The sequence below is a fragment of the Pseudomonas sp. Tri1 genome, assembly GCF_017968885.1.
Lineage (GTDB): Bacteria > Pseudomonadota > Gammaproteobacteria > Pseudomonadales > Pseudomonadaceae > Aquipseudomonas.
In genome coordinates this window covers 5,155,235-5,177,103 of record NZ_CP072913.1, presented here as the reverse complement: position 1 = coordinate 5,177,103, position 21,869 = coordinate 5,155,235, and the positions used below count along the sequence as shown (strand labels likewise).

General features: G+C 58.8%; 19 protein-coding genes, 4 tRNA genes and 1 riboswitch. Of the genes, 16 read left to right on the top strand and 7 right to left on the bottom strand.

Annotated elements, in window-relative coordinates; genetic code table 11:
• Positions 1-9 precede the first annotated feature (9 nt).
• On the top strand, positions 10-1,017 hold the full coding sequence (gene astE, locus J9870_RS22370) for a succinylglutamate desuccinylase (RefSeq protein WP_210640182.1): 1,008 nt from the start codon (positions 10-12) through the stop codon (positions 1,015-1,017).
• Positions 1,018-1,139: 122 nt separating this feature from the next.
• On the opposite strand, the gene J9870_RS22365 is transcribed toward astE, so the two are convergent.
• Complete coding sequence (locus J9870_RS22365; RefSeq protein ID WP_210640180.1) at positions 1,140-1,649, bottom strand: 6,7-dimethyl-8-ribityllumazine synthase; 510 nt, start codon at positions 1,647-1,649, stop codon at positions 1,140-1,142.
• A gap of 99 nt (positions 1,650-1,748) precedes the next feature.
• Positions 1,749-1,916, bottom strand: a riboswitch (FMN riboswitch).
• Between the two features lie 264 nt (positions 1,917-2,180).
• On the opposite strand from J9870_RS22365, the gene ltaE reads away from it, so the two are divergent.
• The 7 genes from ltaE (at position 2,181) to J9870_RS22330 (ending at position 8,144) form a co-directional block, all read left to right on the top strand.
• A complete protein-coding gene (gene ltaE / locus J9870_RS22360; RefSeq protein WP_210640179.1) occupies positions 2,181-3,185 on the top strand; it encodes a low-specificity L-threonine aldolase in 1,005 nt (334 codons plus the stop codon).
• A gap of 146 nt (positions 3,186-3,331) precedes the next feature.
• Positions 3,332-5,953, top strand: a complete 2,622-nt coding sequence (gene alaS / locus J9870_RS22355) for an alanine--tRNA ligase (protein WP_210640177.1) — start codon at positions 3,332-3,334, stop codon at positions 5,951-5,953.
• Between the two features lie 89 nt (positions 5,954-6,042).
• A complete protein-coding gene (locus J9870_RS22350) occupies positions 6,043-7,284 on the top strand; it encodes an aspartate kinase (RefSeq protein ID WP_210640175.1) in 1,242 nt (413 codons plus the stop codon).
• Positions 7,285-7,468: 184 nt separating this feature from the next.
• The gene (csrA, locus tag J9870_RS22345; protein ID WP_003178872.1) at positions 7,469-7,657 is read left to right on the top strand and encodes a carbon storage regulator CsrA; all 189 of its coding nucleotides are present in this window, start codon (positions 7,469-7,471) and stop codon (positions 7,655-7,657) included.
• 62 nt (positions 7,658-7,719) lie between these two features.
• A tRNA-Ser gene (locus J9870_RS22340) sits at positions 7,720-7,810 on the top strand.
• Positions 7,811-7,918: 108 nt separating this feature from the next.
• Positions 7,919-7,995: transfer RNA gene (locus J9870_RS22335), tRNA-Arg, on the top strand.
• 72 nt (positions 7,996-8,067) lie between these two features.
• A tRNA-Arg gene (locus J9870_RS22330) sits at positions 8,068-8,144 on the top strand.
• 40 nt (positions 8,145-8,184) lie between these two features.
• Here J9870_RS22330 and J9870_RS22325 read toward each other — a convergent pair.
• On the bottom strand, positions 8,185-8,676 hold the full coding sequence (locus tag J9870_RS22325) for a cell envelope protein SmpA (protein WP_210640173.1): 492 nt from the start codon (positions 8,674-8,676) through the stop codon (positions 8,185-8,187).
• Between the two features lie 322 nt (positions 8,677-8,998).
• Between J9870_RS22325 and mgtE the strand changes: the two genes are divergently transcribed.
• A complete protein-coding gene (gene mgtE, locus J9870_RS22320; RefSeq protein WP_210640171.1) occupies positions 8,999-10,441 on the top strand; it encodes a magnesium transporter in 1,443 nt (480 codons plus the stop codon).
• A gap of 123 nt (positions 10,442-10,564) precedes the next feature.
• On the opposite strand, the gene J9870_RS22315 is transcribed toward mgtE, so the two are convergent.
• A complete protein-coding gene (locus tag J9870_RS22315) occupies positions 10,565-10,891 on the bottom strand; it encodes an Arc family DNA-binding protein (RefSeq protein WP_025215095.1) in 327 nt (108 codons plus the stop codon).
• Positions 10,892-11,417: 526 nt separating this feature from the next.
• Between J9870_RS22315 and J9870_RS22310 the strand changes: the two genes are divergently transcribed.
• The 5 genes from J9870_RS22310 to J9870_RS22290 all read left to right on the top strand — a co-directional run bounded on the left by J9870_RS22310 (position 11,418) and on the right by J9870_RS22290 (position 17,023).
• Positions 11,418-11,494 (top strand) — tRNA-Arg (locus tag J9870_RS22310).
• Positions 11,495-11,769: 275 nt separating this feature from the next.
• Positions 11,770-13,377, top strand: a complete 1,608-nt coding sequence (locus J9870_RS22305) for a tetratricopeptide repeat-containing response regulator (RefSeq protein ID WP_210640169.1) — start codon at positions 11,770-11,772, stop codon at positions 13,375-13,377.
• On the top strand, positions 13,370-14,062 hold the full coding sequence (locus tag J9870_RS22300) for a HAMP domain-containing sensor histidine kinase (RefSeq protein ID WP_210640168.1): 693 nt from the start codon (positions 13,370-13,372) through the stop codon (positions 14,060-14,062). Before J9870_RS22305 ends, J9870_RS22300 begins: the two co-directional genes overlap by 8 nt.
• Before the next feature lie 281 nt (positions 14,063-14,343).
• Entirely contained in the window at positions 14,344-15,585 is a 1,242-nt protein-coding gene (locus tag J9870_RS22295; RefSeq protein WP_210645381.1) for a glutamine synthetase family protein, read from the top strand.
• A gap of 70 nt (positions 15,586-15,655) precedes the next feature.
• Positions 15,656-17,023 carry an MFS transporter gene (locus J9870_RS22290; protein WP_210640166.1) on the top strand — a complete coding sequence of 456 codons (1,368 nt, stop codon included), beginning with the start codon at positions 15,656-15,658 and terminating at the stop codon, positions 17,021-17,023.
• A 63-nt stretch (positions 17,024-17,086) separates the two neighbouring features.
• Here the strand turns inward: J9870_RS22290 and J9870_RS22285 are convergent, their stop codons facing one another.
• The 4 genes from J9870_RS22285 to flgA all read right to left on the bottom strand — a co-directional run bounded on the left by J9870_RS22285 (position 17,087) and on the right by flgA (position 19,694).
• Positions 17,087-17,833 (bottom strand): flagellar brake protein, encoded by a 747-nt coding sequence (locus J9870_RS22285; protein ID WP_210640164.1) that lies wholly within the window; start codon positions 17,831-17,833, stop codon positions 17,087-17,089.
• Positions 17,834-17,925: 92 nt separating this feature from the next.
• A complete protein-coding gene (locus J9870_RS22280) occupies positions 17,926-18,393 on the bottom strand; it encodes a flagellar protein FlgN (RefSeq protein WP_210640162.1) in 468 nt (155 codons plus the stop codon).
• 48 nt (positions 18,394-18,441) lie between these two features.
• A complete protein-coding gene (gene flgM / locus J9870_RS22275) occupies positions 18,442-18,756 on the bottom strand; it encodes a flagellar biosynthesis anti-sigma factor FlgM (RefSeq protein WP_210640160.1) in 315 nt (104 codons plus the stop codon).
• 173 nt (positions 18,757-18,929) lie between these two features.
• Positions 18,930-19,694: a flagellar basal body P-ring formation chaperone FlgA gene (gene flgA, locus J9870_RS22270; RefSeq protein ID WP_210640159.1), complete on the bottom strand. Its 765-nt coding sequence runs from the start codon at positions 19,692-19,694 to the stop codon at positions 18,930-18,932.
• Positions 19,695-19,772: 78 nt separating this feature from the next.
• On the opposite strand from flgA, the gene J9870_RS22265 reads away from it, so the two are divergent.
• Both J9870_RS22265 and cheR read left to right on the top strand, forming a co-directional pair.
• Positions 19,773-20,699, top strand: a complete 927-nt coding sequence (locus tag J9870_RS22265) for a chemotaxis protein CheV (protein WP_210640157.1) — start codon at positions 19,773-19,775, stop codon at positions 20,697-20,699.
• 53 nt (positions 20,700-20,752) lie between these two features.
• A complete protein-coding gene (gene cheR / locus J9870_RS22260) occupies positions 20,753-21,580 on the top strand; it encodes a protein-glutamate O-methyltransferase CheR (RefSeq protein WP_210640156.1) in 828 nt (275 codons plus the stop codon).
• Positions 21,581-21,869 lie beyond the last annotated feature (289 nt).

Sequence of the window (21,869 nt, the reverse complement as noted above, 5' to 3'; positions counted from 1 at the left end):
AACCGCGCTATGCTCGCCCTCGGCAAACTGCTTGAACTGACCCTCGCCGGCCGTGAACCGGCGGAGAAGACTCAACTGACTGTCGAAGGCGTACGGATGCGCTGGTTGAGCGAGGGCGCGCTGGAGGTCAAGCCGCCCGAAGCCCGGGATAACGGCTTGGACCTGCTGCTGTCGGCCGGTATCCACGGCAACGAAACCGCGCCCATCGAATTGCTCGACCGTCTACTGCATGACATTGCCCGAGGCCATTTGAAACCGCGGGCACGCATTCTGTTTTTGTTCGGCAACCCCGAGGCCATCCGACGCGGTGAGCGTTTTGTCGAACAGGACGTCAATCGGCTGTTCAACGGCCGCCATGAACTGAGCGGCGGCGCCGAGGCGTTGCGGGCTTGCGAACTGGAGCGACTGGCCGCGAGTTTCTTCAGTCGGCCAGAACGCAGCCGTTTGCATTACGACCTGCACACCGCTATTCGCGGTTCGAAGATCGAGCAGTTCGCCTTGTACCCGTGGAAGGAAGGTCGCCAGCACTCACGCCGTGAGCTGGCGCGCCTGCGTGCTGCGGGCATGGAAGCGGTGTTGCTGCAGAACAAGCCGTCCATTGTGTTCAGCGCCTACACCTACGATCAGCTCGGTGCCGAATCCTTCACCCTGGAACTGGGCAAGGCCCGGCCGTTCGGGCAGAACGACGGCGTCAACGTCAGCCTGCTGGAAACCCGCCTGCAACGGATCATCGAAGGCAACGAGCCTGAGCTGGATGAAGGGCTCGATGGCTTGCAGCTATTCAGCGTGGCGCGGGAAATCATCAAGCACAGCGACAGCTTCCGCTTGAACCTGCCGGCGGACGTCGAGAATTTCTCGGAACTGGGCAAAGGCTATGTGCTGGCCGAAGACATCGCCCAGACGCGTTGGGTGATCGAAGAGGAGGGGGCTCGGATCATCTTTCCCAACCCCAAGGTCAAGAATGGCTTGCGGGCCGGCATCCTGATCGTGCCGGCGACAGACGAAAATCTGATCTGAAGTCCCTACAAAACCAATGTGGGAGCGAGCTTGCTCGCGATAGCGGTGTATCAGTCAATCCTTAAAGTGACTGACACTCCACTATCGCGAGCAAGCTCGCTCCCACAGGTTTTTTGCAACTTTTAGACTGCTACCGCCCGCTGCTCACTACGCCGCAACGCCCGGGTCTTGTGCAACGTATCGGCACAGGTCTTCGCTGCTTCCTGGCCCTTGTGCACGAAATGCTCGAAGAAGAACTTCTGATGCTCTTCCCCGGCATGGAAGTGATGCGGCGTAAGCACGACCGAGAATACCGGCACTTCGGTTTCCAGTTGAACCTGCATCAGGCCGCTGATCACCGATTGGGCGACGAACTCGTGACGGTAGATGCCGCCATCCACCACCAGGCCGGCGGCGACGATGCCAGCGTAACGGCCTGACTTGGCCAGCAGCTTGGCGTGCAGCGGGATCTCGAAGGCGCCGCCGACTTCGAAGAAGTCGATGTCGCTTTCCTGATAACCCTGGACGATCATTTCGGCGACGAAGCCCTTACGGCTCTGGTCGACGATTTCCTTGTGCCAGCAGGCCTGGATGAACGCGACGCGCTCGCCCGGATGACTTTTGCTTTTGCTGTCGATTGCAGTGGGTTGCATGTTCTGGTTCCTGTTTGTGTGAAAAACAGGGCGTCATGAATCGAAGGGGATTCGAGGGTACGTGCGCGCAGACAGCCGCAGACGGCCCTTGGGTGCCAATCCCGTTCTCTCTTCATCCGGACTATGACCGTCGGCCCCGGAATCACACCGGGTCTGCTGACCTTGCCGCTACACCGTGAAAACCATGTATCGCCAAGCGCTCGCGGGCTATGCACGTTGCGTGCAATTACCGCCGGTGGGGAATTACACCCCGCCCTGAGAACGTTTTTGCCGCCATGGTTTGTGGCGGCGGAGGATTTTTAACACATAACCCCTTGTGGGAGCGAGCCTGCTCGCGAGAGCGGAGTGTCAGTCGCCGTCGATGCTGCCTGGAGTTCCGCTATCGCGAGCAGGCTCGCTCCCACAGGTGTTTCGAATAATCTGTTGGCTCGTGTGTCTTTTCCCTCCACCGGTCTTGATTATTTCACGCCATGCCCGCAGTAATTGCCCTTCGAAAGGGATTTCCCGCCACCTGAACCCGAGGCCAGAATCATGAGTGTTATCGATCTTCGCAGCGACACGGTCACCCAGCCCTCCGCCGGCATGCTCGATGCCATGGCCAGTGCGCCGACCGGCGACGATGTGTATGGCGAAGACCCTACCGTCAATCGACTCGAAGCCGAACTGGCCGAGCGCCTGGGGTTCGCGGCGGCGCTGTTCGTGCCGACGGGCACCATGAGCAACCTGCTGGGGTTGATGGCCCATTGCGAGCGCGGCGATGAATACATCGTCGGCCAGCAGGCCCACACCTATAAGTACGAAGGCGGCGGTGCGGCTGTGCTTGGTTCGATCCAGCCTCAGCCTCTTGAGGTGCAAGCGGACGGCTCCCTGGACCTGGCGCAAGTCGCCGCGGCGATCAAACCCGATGATTTCCATTTTGCCCGCACCCGCTTGCTGGCCCTGGAAAACACTATGCAGGGCAAGGTCCTGCCGCTGGATTACCTGGCTCGGGCCCGGCAGTTCACCCGGGAGCATGGCCTGGCCCTGCACCTGGACGGCGCGCGGCTGTACAACGCTGCGGTCAAGTTGAATGTCGATGCTCGGGAGATCACGCAATATTTCGATTCAGTATCGGTGTGCCTGTCCAAAGGCCTTGGCGCGCCCATTGGCTCGGTCCTGTGCGGTAGCGTCGAGTTGATCGGCAAGGCGCGTCGGCTGCGCAAGATGGTCGGCGGCGGTATGCGCCAGGCTGGGATCCTCGCGGCGGCGGGGCTGTATGCCCTGGAGCACCAGGTCCAGCGCTTGGCCGAGGACCACGCCAATGCCCAGCGCCTGGCCGAGGGCTTGCGGGCAGCGGGTTACGAGGTCGAGCCGGTGCAGACCAACATGGTCTACGTGCAAATGGGCGAGCGGGCCGAGGCGATCAAGACCTTTGCCGCTGAGCGTGACGTCAAGCTCAGTGCTGCACCACGCCTGCGCATGGTGACGCACATGGACGTGGACAGGGCGCAAATCGACCAAGTGATCGCCACTTTCGTCGATTTTTCCCGCCACTGACCCGTCAAGCGCGCCAATTGAGCGTTTCTATCGCATAAACACGCTGTACCCCGCGCGAAGGGCCGATATAATGCGGCCCTTTGCCGTTGCTTCGTCTGTTGACGTTTTGCACAGGCCTTTGGCCGCAGCCTCCGTGGAAGAACCTAATGAAAAGCGCAGAAATCCGTGAAGCCTTCCTTCGCTTCTTCGAAGAGCAAGGCCACACCCGAGTAGCCTCCAGCTCTTTGATTCCGGGCAACGACCCGACCCTGCTGTTCACCAACGCGGGGATGAACCAGTTCAAGGATTGCTTCCTGGGCCAGGAAAAACGTGCCTACACCCGTGCGGTAAGCAGCCAGAAATGCGTGCGCGCCGGCGGCAAGCACAACGACCTGGAAAACGTCGGCTATACCGCTCGTCACCACACCTTCTTCGAAATGCTGGGTAACTTCAGCTTTGGTGATTATTTCAAGCGCGACGCCATTACCTTCGCCTGGACCTTCCTGACCTCCGACAAGTGGCTGAACCTGCCCAAGGAGAAGCTTTGGGTAACGGTCTACGCCACCGATGACGAAGCCTATGACATCTGGACCAAAGAGGTCGGTGTCCCGGCAGAGCGCATGGTGCGCATTGGCGACAACAAAGGCGCGCCTTACGCTTCCGATAACTTCTGGACCATGGGCGACACCGGCCCGTGCGGCCCGTGCACCGAGATTTTCTACGATCACGGCGCTGACATCTGGGGCGGCCCACCCGGCTCGCCGGAAGAAGACGGCGACCGCTACATCGAGATCTGGAACAACGTGTTCATGCAGTTCAACCGCACCGCCGATGGCGTGTTGCATCCGTTGCCAGCGCCGTCGGTCGATACCGGCATGGGCCTGGAGCGGATCAGTGCGGTGTTGCAGCACGTCCATTCCAACTACGAAATCGACCTGTTCCAGAGCCTGCTGAGCGCTTCGGCCAAGGCCATCGGTTGCACCAACGACAACCAGGCTTCGCTGAAAGTCGTGGCCGACCACATCCGCTCCTGCGGTTTCCTGATTGCCGACGGTGTGTTGCCGTCCAACGAGGGTCGCGGCTATGTGCTGCGTCGGATCATCCGCCGCGCCTGCCGTCACGGCAACAAACTGGGCGCCAAGGGCAGCTTCTTCTATCAGATCGTCGCGGCGCTGGTGGCCGAGATGGGCGAAGCCTTCCCGGAGCTCAAGTCCCAGCAGGCGCACATCGAGCGTGTGCTCAAGGCTGAAGAAGAGCAATTCGCCAAGACCCTGGAGCAAGGCCTGAAGATCCTCGAGCAGGACCTGGCCGAACTCAAGGGCAACGTGGTTCCGGGCGACGTGGTGTTCAAGTTGTACGACACCTACGGTTTCCCGATGGACCTGACCGGCGACATCGCCCGCGAACGCAACCTGACCCTCGATGAGGAAGGTTTCGAGCGTGAGATGGAAGCCCAGCGGGTGCGTGCGCGTTCCGCCAGCTCCTTCGGCATGGACTACAACAGCCTGGTCAAGGTTGACGTGGCCACCGAGTTCACCGGCTATGCCGGCACCACCGGTTCGGCCAAGATCGTGGCTATCTATAAGGACGGTCAGTCGGTCGACATCCTGAGCGAAGGCCAGGAAGGCGTGATCGTGCTGGACAAGACGCCGTTCTACGCCGAATCCGGCGGCCAGATCGGCGACAGCGGCTATCTGCAGGCCGGCAACTCGCGTTTCGACGTGCGTGACACCACCAAGACCGGCGGCGCGTTCCTGCATCACGGTGTGCTGGCTTCGGGCAGCCTGATGATCGCAGCCCCGGTGGCCGCTCATGTCGATGCCGACGTTCGTCACGCCACGTCGCTGAACCACTCCGCCACGCACTTGCTGCACGCAGCATTGCGCCAGGTGCTGGGTGATCACGTCCAGCAGAAGGGCTCGTTGGTCGACAGTCAGCGCCTGCGCTTTGACTTCAGCCATTTCGAGGCCATCAAGCCTGAGCAACTCAAGGCGCTGGAAGACATCGTCAACGCCGAGATTCGCAAGAACTCTCCGGTAGAAACCGAAGAAACCGACATCGAGACCGCCAAGCGCAAAGGTGCGATGGCGTTGTTCGGCGAGAAGTACGGCGACAGCGTACGTGTACTGAGCATGGGCGACTTCTCTGTTGAGCTGTGCGGTGGCATCCACGCCAATCGGACAGGCGACATCGGCCTGATGAAAATCATCAGCGAAGGCGGCGTGGCGTCCGGCGTGCGCCGCATCGAGGCGGTCACCGGCGCTGCGGCCCTGGCGTACCTCAACGCGGCTGAAGAACAACTCAAGGAAGCGGCGAGCCTGATCAAGGGCAGCCGTGAGAACCTGATCGACAAGCTGTCGGCTGTGCTAGAGCGCAACCGCCTGCTGGAAAAGCAACTCGAGCAGTTGCAAGCCAAGGCTGCCAGCGCCGCAGGCGACGATCTGTCGGCCCAGGCCGTGGATGTCAAGGGCGTGAAAGTACTGGCCGTGCGTCTCGACGGCCAGGATGGCAAGGCCCTGCTGGGGCTGGTCGATCAGTTGAAGAACAAACTCGGTCGCGCAGTGATCCTGCTCGGCAGTGTCCATGAGGAAAAGGTCGTTCTCGTCGCAGGCGTGACCAAAGACCTGACTGGCCAACTCAAAGCCGGTGATTTGATGAAGCAGGCCGCTGCGGCAGTGGGCGGCAAGGGCGGTGGTCGTCCGGACATGGCGCAAGGCGGCGGTACCGACGTCGGCGCACTGGATGCGGCACTGGCCCAGACCGTTGCATTTGTAGAGCAGGGTATTTAAGGCAGCGCTCCGGGCTCGCGGTCTAGTAGCGTGCCCGGCCGTTGTTGAGTGATTATTGGGCGCCCTTCACGGGCAGAGGCGGCTTTGAAATGGCTTTGATCGTACAGAAATTTGGAGGCACCTCGGTCGGCACTGTCGAGAGAATCGAACAGGTCGCCGACAAGGTTAAGAAATTCCGTGATGCGGGCGATGACCTGGTGGTTGTGCTGTCGGCAATGAGCGGCGAGACCAACCGTCTGATCGATCTGGCCAAGCAAATCAGCGGCGATCAGCAACCGGTTCCCCGCGAACTGGACGTGATCGTTTCCACTGGCGAGCAGGTGACCATCGCCTTGCTGGCCATGGCGCTGATCAAGCGTGGCGTGCCGGCAGTGTCCTATACCGGCAATCAGGTTCGTATCCTGACAGACAGCGCGCACAACAAAGCGCGTATTCTGCAAATCGACGATCAGAAAATTCGCGGCGACCTGAAGGCTGGCCGCGTTGTGGTTGTCGCCGGTTTCCAGGGCGTGGACGAGCACGGCAACATTACCACCCTCGGCCGTGGCGGTTCCGACACTACCGGCGTGGCACTGGCGGCGGCCCTCAAGGCTGACGAGTGCCAGATCTACACCGATGTGGATGGTGTCTACACCACTGACCCACGGGTAGTGCCTGTGGCTCAGCGCCTGGACAAGATCACCTTTGAAGAAATGCTGGAAATGGCCAGTCTCGGTTCCAAGGTGTTGCAGATCCGGGCGGTCGAATTCGCCGGCAAGTACAACGTTCCGCTGCGCGTTCTGCACAGCTTCAAAGAGGGTCCGGGCACCCTCATTACTATTGATGAAGAGGAATCCATGGAACAGCCGATCATTTCCGGCATCGCTTTCAACCGCGATGAAGCCAAGCTGACCATCCGTGGCGTGCCAGACACCCCCGGCGTGGCGTTCAAGATTCTCGGCCCGATCAGTGCCGCGAACATCGAAGTCGACATGATCGTGCAGAACGTCGCGCACGATAACACCACCGACTTCACCTTCACCGTGCACCGCAACGACTACCAGGCTGCTGAAGCCGTATTGAAGAAGACCGCCAGCGAGATCGGTGCCCGGGAAGTGGTCGGGGACACCAAGATCGCCAAGGTTTCGATCGTCGGTGTCGGCATGCGCTCCCACGCAGGCGTGGCCAGCCGCATGTTCGAATCCCTGGCCAAGGAAAGCATCAACATCCAGATGATCTCTACCTCGGAAATCAAGGTTTCCGTGGTGATCGAAGAGAAGTACCTGGAACTGGCCGTGCGCGCCCTGCACACGGCTTTCGAACTCGACGCTGCCGCCCGACAGGGCGAGTAAGGCGTTGCCTTGAGGGCGCGGCTTGACCGCGCCCTTTGTTTTTCTGAATGGCGCGTTCCAAAACTGTTCTTTTGCGCGCGCTGGTCAATACTAGGCCTATAGGCTGCGACCGTTTCGGTTGTCGGTCCAATGCCTTTTTTTTGCAGACTGTTGTCCCTTTACTGAATTGTGTGAGGAGAAAGGTATGCTGATTCTGACTCGTCGGTGTGCGGAAAGCCTGATTATTGGTGATGGCGAGATCACCGTGACCGTGCTCGGCGTCAAAGGAAACCAAGTGCGTATTGGCGTCAACGCCCCGAAAGAGGTCGCTGTGCACCGGGAGGAAATTTACCTGCGTATCAAGAAAGAGAAGGACGACGAACCAAGCCATTAATTTTTATCGATTTTTATGTTTGCAAACGGGGATGAAGGTGGTTAATATACGCCCCGTGTTGCGGAGAGCTGGCCGAGTGGCCGAAGGCGCTCCCCTGCTAAGGGAGTACACCTCAAAAGGGTGTCGGGGGTTCGAATCCCCCGTTCTCCGCCATTATTTATTTAGTGCGACGCAATCTGGCTTCTTCGGTAAGTTGTTGAAATTACTGGAAAAAAGCGCTTTACAAAAAGATTCGACGACCTATAATGCGCGGCAACAAATGCACTCGTAGCTCAGCTGGATAGAGTACTCGGCTACGAACCGAGCGGTCACAGGTTCGAATCCTGTCGAGTGCACCATTTAAGAGTTGTTTGCAGCAATGCAAATAACTTGGCTTCAACCAGTTGTGATCTGGTATAAAACCACAACTTGCACTCGTAGCTCAGCTGGATAGAGTACTCGGCTACGAACCGAGCGGTCACAGGTTCGAATCCTGTCGAGTGCACCAAACACCAAAAAGCCCGCGTTAAACGCGGGCTTTTTGCTGTCTACGATTTGCCTTTTACGCATCCTCTTTCATCAAACACGATCTCTGCGCTGCGACCTTTCTTCGCTTTGTAGGTATACCGTGTGCTCGAATTCCTTATTTTGATTGAGTCGGGTTTGCCCAGGGCGCTCTCTACATCCTGCTGGCTCATGCCGGCGATGATGCGCTGGTTCATGATCGCTTCGCGGCGTTGCCTGGCGTCGATCAGATTGGCGCAGCGGTCTTCGAACTGGCCGACAACTGTCAGTTCCTTGCGTGTGGTTTTGTTGCCGGATGTTTGTCGGGATTCTGCTTCGGGCAGTATCGGCTCGGTCATGCCAGGGCTAAACGAATGGATCTGCTGCAGCGACAGGCTTTCTCCCGGACTACAGCTCAACGTTGTGAATGTAACGTGCCCCGCGAGACTTTCGCAGCGATGCACGGTTTGCCCAGCGGCCCACAAAGGCAGGCAGGGCAGGGTGGCGAGCAACAACAGATAGCGGCTGGCAGGCATCCGAGCGTCCTCCTTGACGATGAATCAGGGAAGGGTAGCTGCTGCATTTTTACCAGGGCGTGTGTTTTCTTTTCAGGATAAGTCGTCGTAAAAACATAGGTTCAGCCTGCGTTCAGGTTTGTCTCGCAAGCGCTTGTTCTTGCCATGATTTTTTAACGTTTTAAAGCGTCAAGCGGTGTATGATTGCGCCCGTCAGCCCCGCCGGGGCTTTGGAATATCTCCATGGACTTACCCAGTAGTTACTCAATATCAAGTTTTGCCAATCATGAATTAACTGATTGATCCTTCCGGCGTGCTCCACTGCTGGGAGTGGAGTTCGCCTATGACCCAAGTAGAAGTAAAAAAAACGCAGGAAAGCCTTCAGGACCGCCTCGCTCAAGTCGTTGAGCTGCTGCAGCGCCAGCGAGTCGTAGAAGACCTGACGCATCGCCAGGAAGGCCCGCATCACGACCGGGTCGAGAACCTGGTCCACCGGCAGAATCTCGTCGAGCTGCAACGCAAGCTCGATGATCTGCACTCCGCCGACGTCGCCTACATTCTTGAAGCCTTGCCCCTGGAAGAGCGTCTGACGGTCTGGCAGTTGGTCAAGGCTGATCGTGACGGTGACATCCTGCTCGAAGTGTCCGACTCGGTTCGTGAAACCCTGATCGCCGACATGGATGACCACGAGTTGCTGGCGGCGGCCAAGGAAATGGACGCCGACGAGCTCGCCGACCTTGCGCCCGAACTGCCTCGGGACGTTGTCCACGAACTGATGGAAACCCTCGACGGCCAGCAACGTGAGCGTGTGCGCTCGGCGCTGTCTTATGACGAGGAGCAGGTCGGTGCGCTGATGGACTTCGAGATGGTGACGATCCGTGAGGATGTCAGCCTTGAAGTGGTCTTGCGTTACCTGCGTCGCCTCAAGGAGCTGCCGGGGCATACCGACAAGCTGTTTGTGGTCGATTACGACGGCGTGCTCAAGGGCGTGCTGCCAATCAAGCGATTGCTCGTCAATGACCCGGAAAAGCAAGTGGCCGAGGTCATGGCCAGTGATCCGGTGAGTTTCCACCCGGACGAGGACGCGTATGACGCGGCCCAGGCGTTCGAGCGTTATGACTTGATTTCTGCACCGGTGGTCGACAAGAACGGCAAGCTGATCGGCCGTCTGACCATCGATGAAATGGTCGACTTGATTCGTGAGGAAAGCGAAAGCGAAGTCCTTAACATGGCCGGTCTGCGCGAAGAAGAAGACATCTTCGCTTCGGTCTGGAAATCGCTGCGCAACCGTTGGGCCTGGCTGGCGATCAATCTGATTACGGCTTTTGTCGCCTCTCGGGTGATCGGGTTGTTCGAGGGTTCCATCGAGAAGCTGGTGGCGCTCGCTGCGCTGATGCCGATCGTTGCCGGCATCGGTGGCAACTCCGGCAACCAGACCATCACCATGATCGTCCGTGCCATGGCGCTGGACCAGGTCAGTACCGGCAACACCTCGCGATTGATGCGCAAGGAGCTGGCCGTGTCCTTGATCAACGGCGTGATTTGGGGGGGCGTGATCGGTGTGGTCGCTTATCTGCTCTATGGCAGCTGGTCGTTGGGGGTGGTCATGACTGCCGCGATGACACTCAACTTGCTGTTGGCGGCTTTGATGGGGGTATTGATTCCCATGACCCTGGCCCGAATGGGACGTGACCCGGCCATGGGCGCCAGCGTAATGATTACCGCCGTGACCGACAGCGGCGGGTTCTTTATTTTCCTGGGATTGGCGACGATTTTCCTACTCTGAATCGCTCATCGAAAAGCCCGCCTATCTGGCGGGCTTTTTCATGGGGCTCGAAAATTCAGCTCAAGGCCAAACGCCAGGCAAAAAAAAGCCAGCACAAGGCTGGCTTCAAGATATTGGGTGCGATCAGGACGCGTCTGCGGCCATTTCTACATCATGGGCAATCAGCGAAACGAGGGCGTTTTGCTGGCGATGGGAAAGTTGTCGGAATCGTTGCAGCAGCTCGCGCTCGTGCAGTGACAGCTCCGGGCTGTCCAGACGCATGCTGAGCTCTTCACCCAGCGCGCCTTCCTGAATAAGGCTTTGCTCAAGGCGCGCGATGATTTCAGAGTTCATGCTGCGGTGATGATTGCGAGCCACCTCGGCAATGCGTTCACGCATTCCGTCTGGCAGACGTACGACAAACTTGTCAGCCGTACGGCTGGAATAAACTGCCTGTTTCAATGGGCGCATATATTTAACCGGTTAGTTCAGGGGAGCGGTTCTCGGGATTGGCCGCAGGATGTCGATAGGACAAGGCCCTTAGCCAAATGTTCAACCTGAATTGTTAAGAGGCCCGCATCATGCCTCAAAATTGCCAGATCATTGGCGCCAATTCTGTGACAAATATTGATCCGGGTAAAGGCGTTATGCCAGTACCCTTCATCAAAAAATGCGGACTAGTTTGAAAAATCAACAGGTCTGCATCTGTGACCACTGCATCGTGTCTATGTGCCATACCGTCCGGCGGATAACCGGAGCGGGGCAAAGGCGTTTGCTGTCCTTGGTATGTATAGGATAGTGGCAAATGGCCGATTTACTAGCTTAAGCTCGCCTGGGACAGATGAGCGGCGATCGGTTACTCGGTGTCGTCGACCTCCAGAGCTGGCGAGGGTAGCCTTTGCCTACACTTAAAAAACCATGGACGACATGACAAACCCAGGGCTGACCGTTAACATGCACGCCGTCCTTCGTACCGCGGTTCTCGCGGTCGACTTGTGTCTCAGTAGCTCAATTGGATAGAGCATCCCCCTCCTAAGGGGAAGGTTGGCAGTTCGAACCTGCCCTGGGACACCACATTTCCTCGCCGCAATCCCTTCCCGGCTTCTTCCATGCGATCGGCTTAACGGAACACCATTTTCGGCCGATAACCTGACGAGCCCTGTTTTCTCCGGCGTTTCGGCGTGCAGGAACGGCTCGCAATGTGCGCTATGACACAGCCACGACAAGAGGTTCGCAAAACCCTTGATCGTAAGTAGCTGGTGGCTATTATCTGCGCGCCTTGCTGGGCTATGAGACGGCGTTTCGTTGCTTGCCATTGGGTTATTTTCTTACTTGCCTGGACATCCTCGATGCTGGCGTACCACCAAAAAAGTTTTCTGATCGTCGATGATTTCTCGGATTTCCGCAGCTCCGTCCGGTCCATGCTGCGTGAGCTGGGCGTCAAGGACGTGGACACCGCTGACACCGGTGAAGTGGCGCTGCGCATGTGTTCGCAGAAGCGTTATGACTTCATTTTGCAGGATTATCACCTGGGCGACGGCCGCAAGAACGGCCAGCAGGTGCTTGAAGACCTGATGGTCGAGAAGCTGATCAGCCATGAAAGCGTGTTTCTCATGGTGACCGCTGAAAGCAGCCAGGCGATGGTGCTCAGTGCCTTGGAGCATGAGCCCGATGCGTACCTGACCAAGCCGTTCAATCGCTCTGGCCTGGCTCAGCGGCTGGAACGGTTGGAGCAGCGCAAGACCCTGCTCAAGCCGATCCTGCAGGCCCTTGATCGCGGCAAGCCGATGGAAGTGCTCAATGCCTGCATCGCCCTGTGCAAGCAGGATCCACGTTATGGACCGTTGTGCCTGCGTTATCGGGCCGACGCGCTGCGCGACTTGAATCAGAACGAAGCCCTGGAGCGTCTGTACAACACCATCCTCGCTGACCGCCCGTTGCCGTGGGCCTATGCGGGCCTGGGGAAGCTGCTGTTCAAGCGCGGACAGGTCGGCCAGGCCAAGGACGTCTATGAGAAGGCCCTGAAGGTATTTCCGATGATGCCGGCGTTGTACGACGGCATGGCTGAAGTGCTGGTGGCCGAAGGTGATACGAAACAGGCGCAACACGTACTCGAAGAAGCGGTGCGCCTGTCGCCTCTGGCGGTTCGTCGGCAGTCGCTGCTGGGCAAGCTGGCAATGACCAACGAAGACTACGAAACGGCGTCCAAGGCCTACCGCCAGGCGGTCGGGCAGGGCGCGCAGTCGCGCTTCAAGGATCCGGAAAGCAACCTGGGCCTGGCTCATGCGTTGATCAGCAAGGGCAGCGAGAAGGGTTTGGATACCCGAACCCGACTGGAGATCAATACCACCCTCAGCGCCGTGGCGAAGGAAAACCTCAACGACCCGGGGCTACAGGTTCGGGCACGGTTGATGAAAGCCACGAGCCTGTTGCTCAACGATGCCGAAACCGCAGAAAAGCTCACCGAACAGGCTTTGCAGCGCCTTGACGGCATGGAGCAGTTCATGAGTGCCGAAGCCGCATTGCTGGTGGCCAAGCAGCTGCAAATGCTCGGTCAGGCCAGTGCCGGCGAATCGATGCTCAAGAACTGCGCGGAGATCTACGGTGACGACCCGACGGTGATGCAAGGCATCGCCAAGCTGACCGACGATCCGAACATCCTCAATCAAGGCAATGCTGCCGCCGAGCTGAACCGCGAAGGTGTGCGCGTCTACAAGACTGGCGCGTTGCCCGAGGCGCGAGAGCTGTTCCGTCGCGCCCTGAAGATGCAACCGAAGAACATCAGTATTGCCCTGAACATGGCGCAGTCCCTGCTGCATGGTACCGACACCAGCGCGGAGTCGGAGCTGCTGCAGGAATGCCGCACCTGTCTGAAACTGGTGGGCATGATGCCCGACACCGATGCGCGTTTTGCGCGTTATCAGAAACTGCGAAGCAAGGCATTTGGCGATGAATGACAGCGAACAGGCACTCGATTTCTCCACGGTGATCGCGTCTACCGTGCACGACATGAAAAACTCCCTGACCCTGCTCATGCAGGCGCATACGCAATGGCTCGAGCGTTTGCCCGATCCCGAGCGGCAGACCTCGGAGCAGGGGGTCATGGAGTTCGAGTTCGCCCATCTCAACGGCTTGCTGGTGCAACTGCTGGGGCTGTACAAGCTGGGGGTCAACCAACTGCCGCTGCATCCGGCCTACCATGAGCTGGATGATTTCATCGAGGCGCAACTGGCCAGCCACCAGGACGTGTTCCGCAGTCGCGGGATCATGGCTACCTACGAAGTCGACCCGCTCAGTCCTTTGGGCTTTTTCGATCGCGAGCTGATTGCTTCGGTGCTCGACAACTGCATCAACAATGCCATTCGCCATGCCCGCCAGACATTGTTGGTCAGTGTGAGCGACGAGGCTGGGCAGTTGGTGCTGACCATCAATGATGACGGCGACGGTTATCCGCCCGAGATGATCGAACGTCAGGCCGAGTATGTGCAAGGCATCAACCACAGCAGTGGCAGCACCGGGCTGGGCTTGTACTTTGCCGCGCGGATTGCCGGGTTGCATCAGCGTGGCGGTTTGTGCGGGCGCACCGAGATTGCCAATGGCGGGGTGCTGGGCGGCGGAGTGTTCCGGATTTACCTGCCCTGAGCCTGTCTGCGCAAATAACCCTGCCAACACAAATCCCCCTGTGGGAGCGAGCAAGCCCGCTCCCACAATGTATTCCAAGGTTCGGTGTTTATTCTTTCCGGGTGCTTGATATTCCGAACAGCCGAAGCCTATTTTGTACGGGTTGCCGTTCGCGGCTCGCACATAACAAGGATTGCGTCATGACGACCGATGGCCAGCGTTCACTCGCGCAGCGACTGACGGGCATTGATGAGATTGAATGCGTTACGCCGGATTTGAATGGCGTGCCGCGGGGCAAGGTGATGACCGCCGAGGGTTTTCTCGAAGGGCGGCGGTTGCAGATGGCGCGAGGTGTGCTGCTGCAATGCATCATGGGCGGTTATCCGCCGTCGCGCTTTTACGGCAGCGATGACGGCGACCTGGCACTGGTGGCCGACCCGAAACAGATCCACCGCCTGCCCTGGAGCCAACAGCCCCGGGCCCTGGCGATTTGCGACGCCGATGAATTGACCGGGGAAAGCTCCCGGCTGTCCACGCGCGGCCAGCTCAAGGCCGTCATCGCTCGATATGCCGCCCTTGGCCTGGCGCCGGTCGTGGCCACCGAGCTGGAATTCTTCGTGTTCGCGCCCAACCCGGATCCGACCCGGCCATTCCAGCCGCCGGTGGGCCTGGATGGCCGGCGCGAAGAGGGGCACTCGGCGTTCAGTATCAGCTCCAACAATGGCCTGCGACCGTTCTTCAGTGAAGTCTATGAATGCATGGCGGCGCTGGGCTTGCCCCGCGACACGTTCATGCATGAAATGGGCGTGAGCCAGTTCGAGATCAACCTGCTGCACGGCGACCCTTTGTTGCTGGCCGACCAGACCTTCCTGTTCAAGCATCTGCTCAAGGAAGTGGCGCTCAAGCACGGCCTGACTGTGGTTTGCATGGCCAAACCCTTGGCGCATACGCCGGGCAGTTCGATGCATATTCACCAGAGCGTCGTCGAGTTGGACAGCGGGCGCAACGTGTTCAGCGACGCGGCGGGCGAACCGACTGCAACCTTCAGGCATTTCATCGGTGGACAGCAGGCGGGCATGGCGGATTTTACCGCGCTGTTCGCACCGAACGTGAATTCCTACCAGCGCCTGTGTCATCCGTTCGCGTCACCGAACAATGCCTGTTGGTCCCATGACAATCGGTCGGCCGGGTTGCGGATTCCGGCCAGTTCGCCGGCGGCCCGTCGGGTCGAGAATCGCTTGCCGGGAGCGGATGCCAACCCCTACCTGGCGATTGCCGCCAGCCTGGCAGCCGGGCTCTATGGCATCGAAAATCGCCTGGAGCCAAGCGCCGCGATCCAGGGCGAATTCCAAGTGCCAGATAATCTGTCGCTGCCATGTACCTTGCACGCTGCCCTGGAGCGTCTGAAACGTAGTCATTTGGCGAAGGAACTGTTCGGTACGGAGTTCATCGAAGGCTACGTCGCTTCGAAGTCCATGGAACTGACCAGCTTTTTTGATGAAATCACGCCCTGGGAGCGGCGTGTCCTAGCGGCCCAGGCATAACGAACCGTCGCATTCGGGCTATCTTCAACGGATAGCCCTTACTTACCTCAAGGAGCCGCTCGGAACGCCGATGCGCCAAATCTGGAAACCTTTTCGAGCGCTTTATTTCGCCTCGCTGATGATGTTGATCGGCTCCGGCCTCTTGAGTACTTACCTGGCTTTGCGCCTGGCCGCCGACCACGTGGACAGTCTGTGGGTCGGTGCGCTGATGGCCGCCAACTATTTCGGCCTGGTGCTGGGCGGCAAGATCGGCCATCGGCTGATCGCCCGGGTCGGGCATATCCGTGCCTATTCGGCCTGCGCCGGAATCGTCGGTGCGGCGGTGCTGGGCCATGGCTTGGTGGATTGGCTGCCGGCCTGGATCGTGCTGCGGATGATCGTCGGCTTGGGCATGATGTGCCAGTACATGGTCATCGAGAGCTGGCTCAATGAGCAAGCTGATGCCAAGCAGCGCGGAGTGGTGTTCAGCGGCTACATGATCGCCTCGTACCTGGGGCTGGTGCTTGGGCAACTGATACTGGTCATGCACCCGGCCCTCGGCCTGGAACTGTTGATGCTGGTGGCACTGTGTTTTGCCCTGTGCCTGGTGCCGGTGGCGCTGACTCGGCGAATTCACCCGGCGGCACTGCATCCGGCGCCGATGGAGCCGCGCTTCTTTATCAAGCGTGTGCCGCAGTCGTTGAGCACGGTACTGGGTTCCGGGCTGATCGTCGGCTCGTTCTATGGCCTGGCGCCCCTGTACGCTTCTCAGCAGGGCTTGTCGACCGAGCAGGTCGGTCTGTTCATGGGTAGCTGCATCTTTGCCGGACTGCTCGTGCAGTGGCCGTTGGGCTGGCTGTCCGATCGTTACGACCGGGCCTTGCTGATTCGGTGTTTTGCGCTGGTCCTGGTGGTGTGTGCCCTGCCGCTGGCGATCCTGCCGAAGGTGCCACTGGAAGTGCTGTTTGTCGCGGGATTTTTCTGTTCGTTGGTGCAGTTCTGCCTGTACCCGTTGGCGGTGGCATTTTCCAACGACCATGTCGAGGGGGATCGTCGGGTATCGCTCACGGCGATGTTGTTGGTGACCTACGGTGTCGGTGCCAGTATCGGGCCGCTGGTGGCCGGGGTGCTGATGAAAATGTTCGGTAGCCAGATGCTGTATGGCTTTTTTGCCTTCTTCGCCTTGGTGCTGGTATGGCGGATTCGGCCGAAGGCGGTGACCAACTTGCATCAGGTCGACGACGCACCGCTACATCACGTGGCGATGCCGGACAGCATGTCGAGTTCGCCCCTGGTGGCGTGTCTCGATCCGCGGGTGGATGAGCAGGTGGTGCAGGAGCAGATGCAGGCGCCGGCCAATCCGGACCTTGAGCCTGCGCCAGACCCAGAGCCGGCCACTGAAACCGACACTGCGCCCGACGAGCCGCAGGCACCCAGTTTTACCCAGGCCCGGCCTTGAGCCGGTCATAAAAAAACGGGCAGTCACCGCGAGGGACTGCCCGTTTTTTATGGGCGAAGCAGATCAGAGGTCGTCTTTATCGAACCGACGGGCTTCGCGCTGCAGTTGATAGACGAAACGCTCGACCTGCCGTTGCACCAGGCCACTGATATTGTGGAAGCGCACGCCGGCGAAGGTGGTGTTGATCTTCTCTTCGAAATGCAGGTAACGCAGCTCCACTGGCGCAGTCATGTTGCCAAAGGGCAGGGCCGCGATGAAACGCTCGTAGACCTGACCCAATTGCAGGCGCGCGGTAATGTCGCCTTCGAAGCGCAGCTTGCAACCGGTTGCGGAAATATCCAGCAGCTTGCCGTTTACCGGAGACTTGAGTTTTTCGCCACCCAGTTCTACGTCCACCAGTTGCGCCAGTTTCAGGGCGGCGCGAAAGGCATTGCGGCGTTGGTGGTACACCACTTCTTCGGGCAGGGCACCGCGATAGCAGCGACCGTCACTGGACTCGGCGATGGTCAAGGGGCCGTTGCCTTCCCAGGCGATGCGCACGCCGTCATGGAAACCCTCGACACGAAACGGCTCACCCGCCAGCAAGAAGCGTTCGCCATCGCGCGGGATCATTTCGTCCAGGGCAATGGAGTTGCTCTCGCGATCGACATTCACCAGATAGCTCTGGAAGCGCTGGGTGCGTTCGTGGAACGTGATGATCAAGGGGTCGTGGCTATCTTGCAGCATCCGTAGGTTGCCGGCGATTTCCAGGGGCGTGGTGAGGACCTTGGGTGGCTGCGGAGCATCATCCGCGTTTGAGGCATTGAACACGGTGAGTCAATCTCCAGGCAAAATACGACTACAAAGAGCCGGCATTTTGCCAGCATGTATCGCGCGTTGATAGAGCGTCGGCATCGTTCGCTTCATGCCTGGCTGAGCGGGCGGTGCTTGACCATCTTGGCGGTCGAACCGCGGGCGTCATAAAGCGTCGGGATTTCGCCGCCATTGAGGATGCGCAACTGGTTGGCGGTGGCGGCCTGCTGGAGCTGGATCGACTGGCCGTTGCGCGCATTGGCGTCCTGGCACTGGGCGAGCAGGTCGTTGAGTACTTGGCTTTGCGACAGCAACTGATCGCCGACCGAGGATTGGCTGGCCAGTTGTTCAAGACCGCTACTATTGGCGGGCAGATTGAGGCTGGCGAGAATCTCGCTGCGCTTGCGGCCATGCTGATCGAGCAAAATGATCAATGCCTGTTTTTGCGCCAGAATAGTTTCCAGCAGGGGCATGTCGCGACCGTGCAGTGCCAGGGATTCGGTCTGCAGTAACTCCAGCAATTGTTGTGCGGGAGCGAAGTCGTCGGTAATCAGTTGCAACAAGTTAGTGTCGTGCATGGCTGGCCTTGGGTCTTAAGCGTCCAAAAGCCTGGCGCTGGCCTCGGGCTAGCGCTGGGCTTCGAAGTTGAGCAGTTTGCTGGCTACGCGGTTGCTGTCGACTTTATAGCTGCCATCGGCGATTGCTGCTTTCAACTCGGCCACGCGGGCGTTGTCTACGACAGGTTGATCGCGCAGCTTGTCCGTGACCTTCTGCAACTGCTGAGCCTCATTGCTGAGGTGTACCGACTCCCCATTGCTGACAGTGACGGCCTGTTCGGCTGGCGCGGATTTGTCGGCTTCGACGGTTTCCTTGCTGGCGCTGGTGCGCGTAGTGCCTGTCAACGGTGAAGAACTGTTTAAACGATTGAAATCGATGACCATGGTAAAAAACCTCTGGGTATTTGGACGCTTGCCATGTTTTCGGCCATCCCCCAAAAAACTTTAGGCTCATTTATTCAATGAGCGTGCGCACGTCTGCGCTTGCCTTTGCGTAAGGCACAGTCTAGGGAACACCCGGGTCAAGCGCCAGCTCTCTACCCATTTCTACCCGATCGCTACATCGCCACTTCCACCTGGCCCGGGGCCATGACCTGCGCCTTGATAACCCGTTGGGAATTGAGGTTTTTCACCCGAATCTGTTCACGCATGCCCCCGTTGGACAAGGCTTCGCCTGGCATCCGCACAGCCAGGGTCCCGCTGCGGGCGGTAATGACCACCTGGTCGCCTTTGCGGATCACTTCGGCCTGTTCCAGGTGCACCAGGGTGACGACTTGATCGGCGACCATTGGTCGGACAAGTTTCTGGCCGATCGCCTGGTCGACGGAGGTCAGGAAGCCTTGGCTGATCTGACTGATGTCCCGTTCGCGCAGGATTACGTCCTGAGGCTCGACAATCCCGGCCCGCTTGAGCGGACGGGTGGTGGTGACAATTTCGCGGAACAGGCGCACCTGAGCCGGTACGAACACTGTCCAGGGCGCGGCGCTGTCGCAACGTACCTTCACCGTGACCCGGCCCAGGGGTCTTGCAGGGCTCTCCAGCGAAGCAGTCAATTCCTTGTCGCACATCGGCATGCGCAGGCGCGGGTCGAGTTGGTTGACTTCGATTTCATAGCGACCCTCGGTTTGACTGGTAGCCAGATAGTCTTCTACGGTGAATTCAAGAAAGCCCTGAGTGACGCCGATAAGTAGATCAGGCAAGGTAACCGGTACAGCAGCGAGGGCAGGGCCGCCCGAAGTGAACAGGCAGACAGCCAACAGTGCACCGAGCCAATGGCGGCAGTGAGTGATCAGGCGTCGAGAAAATGTCGTTTGTGCGTTCATGCCGGTTGAATAGCAAGCCCCGTGCCGTTTAGTGATGAATGCGCGTCGGACACATTAGCGTTAGGTAGGAGTCAGGGCATGGCGGGAGTAATGGACTCGGTAAACCAGCGTACACAGCTGGTCGGTCAGAATCGCCTGGAGCTGTTGCTGTTCCGTCTCGACGGCCAGCAATTGTATGGAATTAACGTATTCAAGGTCCGCGAGGTGCTGCAATGTCCTAAGCTGACCCTGATGCCTAAGTCCAGTCCCGTCGTGTGTGGTGTGGCGAATATTCGGGGAGCGACCATCCCGATTCTCGATCTTGCGATGGCGACCGGTTCCGGTCGATTGCTGGATCAGAGCAATCCGTTTGTGATCATTACCGAGTACAACACCAAGACCCAAGGTTTCCTGGTTCGCTCGGTGGAGCGCATCGTCAACATGAACTGGGAAGAGATTCATCCGCCGCCCAAGGGCACTGGCCGCGATCACTACCTGACGGCGGTGACCCGGGTCGATAACCAGTTGGTGGAAATCATCGACGTGGAGAAAATCCTCGCCGAGGTGGCGCCGACCCCGGAGGCGATTTCCGTGGGGGTGGTGGATGCTGAAACCCAGCACAAGGCGATTTCGCTGCGGGTATTGACCGTCGATGATTCTTCGGTTGCACGCAAGCAGGTCACCCGTTGTCTACAAACGGTCGGCGTTGAAGTGGTGGCGTTGAATGATGGACGGCAGGCGCTGGATTACCTGCGCCAGTTGGTCGACGAGGGCAAGAAGCCCGAAGAAGAATTCCTGATGATGATCTCCGACATCGAAATGCCGGAAATGGACGGGTACACCCTGACGTCAGAAATTCGCAGCGACCCGCGTATGCAAAAGCTGCATATCATTTTACATACTTCATTGTCGGGGGTTTTCAACCAGGCGATGGTCAAGAAAGTCGGCGCCGACGACTTCCTGGCCAAGTTTCGGCCCGATGACCTGGCCTCCCGAGTCGTCGATCGTATCAAAGCAGCAGAATAAAGCTCGGGCGCGTTGTGCGCCCGGCAAGCCAACACAATGAAAGAGGCGGTATCTTGTCTACGGGTAATTTGGATTTCGAACAGTTCCGGGTCTTCCTGGAAAAAGCCTGTGGCATTTTGCTTGGTGAAAACAAGCAATACCTGGTGTCGAGCCGTCTCAACAAGTTGATGGAGCAACAGGGCCTTAAATCGTTGGGCGAACTGGTACAGCGTATCCAGACCCAGCCGCGCAGCGGTTTGCGTGAGATGGTGGTGGATGCCATGACCACCAATGAGACCCTGTGGTTTCGTGACACCTATCCGTTCGAGGTGTTGAAGAACAGAGTGCTGCCGGCTGCCATCAAGGCCAGCCCGGGCCAACGCCTGCGGATCTGGTCGGCGGCCTGTTCGTCGGGGCAGGAACCCTATTCGTTGTCGATGTCCATCGATGAGTTCGAGCGGACCAACATCGGCCAGTTGAAAGGTGGTGTGCAAATCGTTGCCACCGACCTGTCCGGGACCATGCTCAATAACTGCAAGACCGGCGAATACGACAGCCTGGCCATCGGCCGCGGTTTGTCGCCCGATCGCCTGCAGCGCTACTTCGACCCAAAAGGGCCGGGACGCTGGGTGGTCAAGGCGCCGATCAAGAACCGGGTGGAGTTTCGCTCGTTCAACCTGCTGGATAGCTATGCCAGCCTGGGCAAGTTCGACATCGTGTTCTGCCGCAACGTGTTGATCTACTTCTCCGCCGAAGTGAAGAAGGACATCCTGTTGCGTATCCACAGCACCCTCAAGCCTGGCGGCTACCTGTTCCTCGGCGCTTCCGAGGCGTTGAACGGTTTGCCGGATCATTACCAGATGGTCCAGTGCAGTCCGGGGATCATCTACCAGGCGAAGTGATTCGCTTTGGGTTGTCAAAAAGCGGGAGTCCTCAGGGCTCCCTTTTTTATGCCCGCCTCCCTCCAATCAGCACCAATCCCTGCGATAGCGTTAGCGGCGACACATGCAAATCGATGTAACGGATAAACCGTCATCGCGAGCCAGCTCGCTTCCACAATTTGACACTCATTGCCCTCGGTAAGCGGCAGAAAAGCGGCAGCCAGCGGAAGCCGATTGCCGCTTTTCTGGCATTGCCGCTTTGCCGATGCCCGCAAAGCCCCGGTTTATGGGCTTTTTTAAAGTGGCACGG

Coding starts and splice junctions, on each gene's coding strand:
- astE (WP_210640182.1), top strand. CDS start 10: ATGCTCGCCCTCGGCAAACTGCTTGAACTGACCCTCGCCGGCCGTGAA.
- J9870_RS22365 (WP_210640180.1), bottom strand. CDS start 1,649: ATGCAACCCACTGCAATCGACAGCAAAAGCAAAAGTCATCCGGGCGAG.
- ltaE (WP_210640179.1), top strand. CDS start 2,181: ATGAGTGTTATCGATCTTCGCAGCGACACGGTCACCCAGCCCTCCGCC.
- alaS (WP_210640177.1), top strand. CDS start 3,332: ATGAAAAGCGCAGAAATCCGTGAAGCCTTCCTTCGCTTCTTCGAAGAG.
- J9870_RS22350 (WP_210640175.1), top strand. CDS start 6,043: ATGGCTTTGATCGTACAGAAATTTGGAGGCACCTCGGTCGGCACTGTC.
- csrA (WP_003178872.1), top strand. CDS start 7,469: ATGCTGATTCTGACTCGTCGGTGTGCGGAAAGCCTGATTATTGGTGAT.
- J9870_RS22325 (WP_210640173.1), bottom strand. CDS start 8,676: ATGCCTGCCAGCCGCTATCTGTTGTTGCTCGCCACCCTGCCCTGCCTG.
- mgtE (WP_210640171.1), top strand. CDS start 8,999: ATGACCCAAGTAGAAGTAAAAAAAACGCAGGAAAGCCTTCAGGACCGC.
- J9870_RS22315 (WP_025215095.1), bottom strand. CDS start 10,891: ATGCGCCCATTGAAACAGGCAGTTTATTCCAGCCGTACGGCTGACAAG.
- J9870_RS22305 (WP_210640169.1), top strand. CDS start 11,770: ATGCTGGCGTACCACCAAAAAAGTTTTCTGATCGTCGATGATTTCTCG.
- J9870_RS22300 (WP_210640168.1), top strand. CDS start 13,370: ATGAATGACAGCGAACAGGCACTCGATTTCTCCACGGTGATCGCGTCT.
- J9870_RS22295 (WP_210645381.1), top strand. CDS start 14,344: ATGACCGCCGAGGGTTTTCTCGAAGGGCGGCGGTTGCAGATGGCGCGA.
- J9870_RS22290 (WP_210640166.1), top strand. CDS start 15,656: ATGCGCCAAATCTGGAAACCTTTTCGAGCGCTTTATTTCGCCTCGCTG.
- J9870_RS22280 (WP_210640162.1), bottom strand. CDS start 18,393: ATGCACGACACTAACTTGTTGCAACTGATTACCGACGACTTCGCTCCC.
- flgM (WP_210640160.1), bottom strand. CDS start 18,756: ATGGTCATCGATTTCAATCGTTTAAACAGTTCTTCACCGTTGACAGGC.
- flgA (WP_210640159.1), bottom strand. CDS start 19,694: ATGAACGCACAAACGACATTTTCTCGACGCCTGATCACTCACTGCCGC.
- J9870_RS22265 (WP_210640157.1), top strand. CDS start 19,773: ATGGCGGGAGTAATGGACTCGGTAAACCAGCGTACACAGCTGGTCGGT.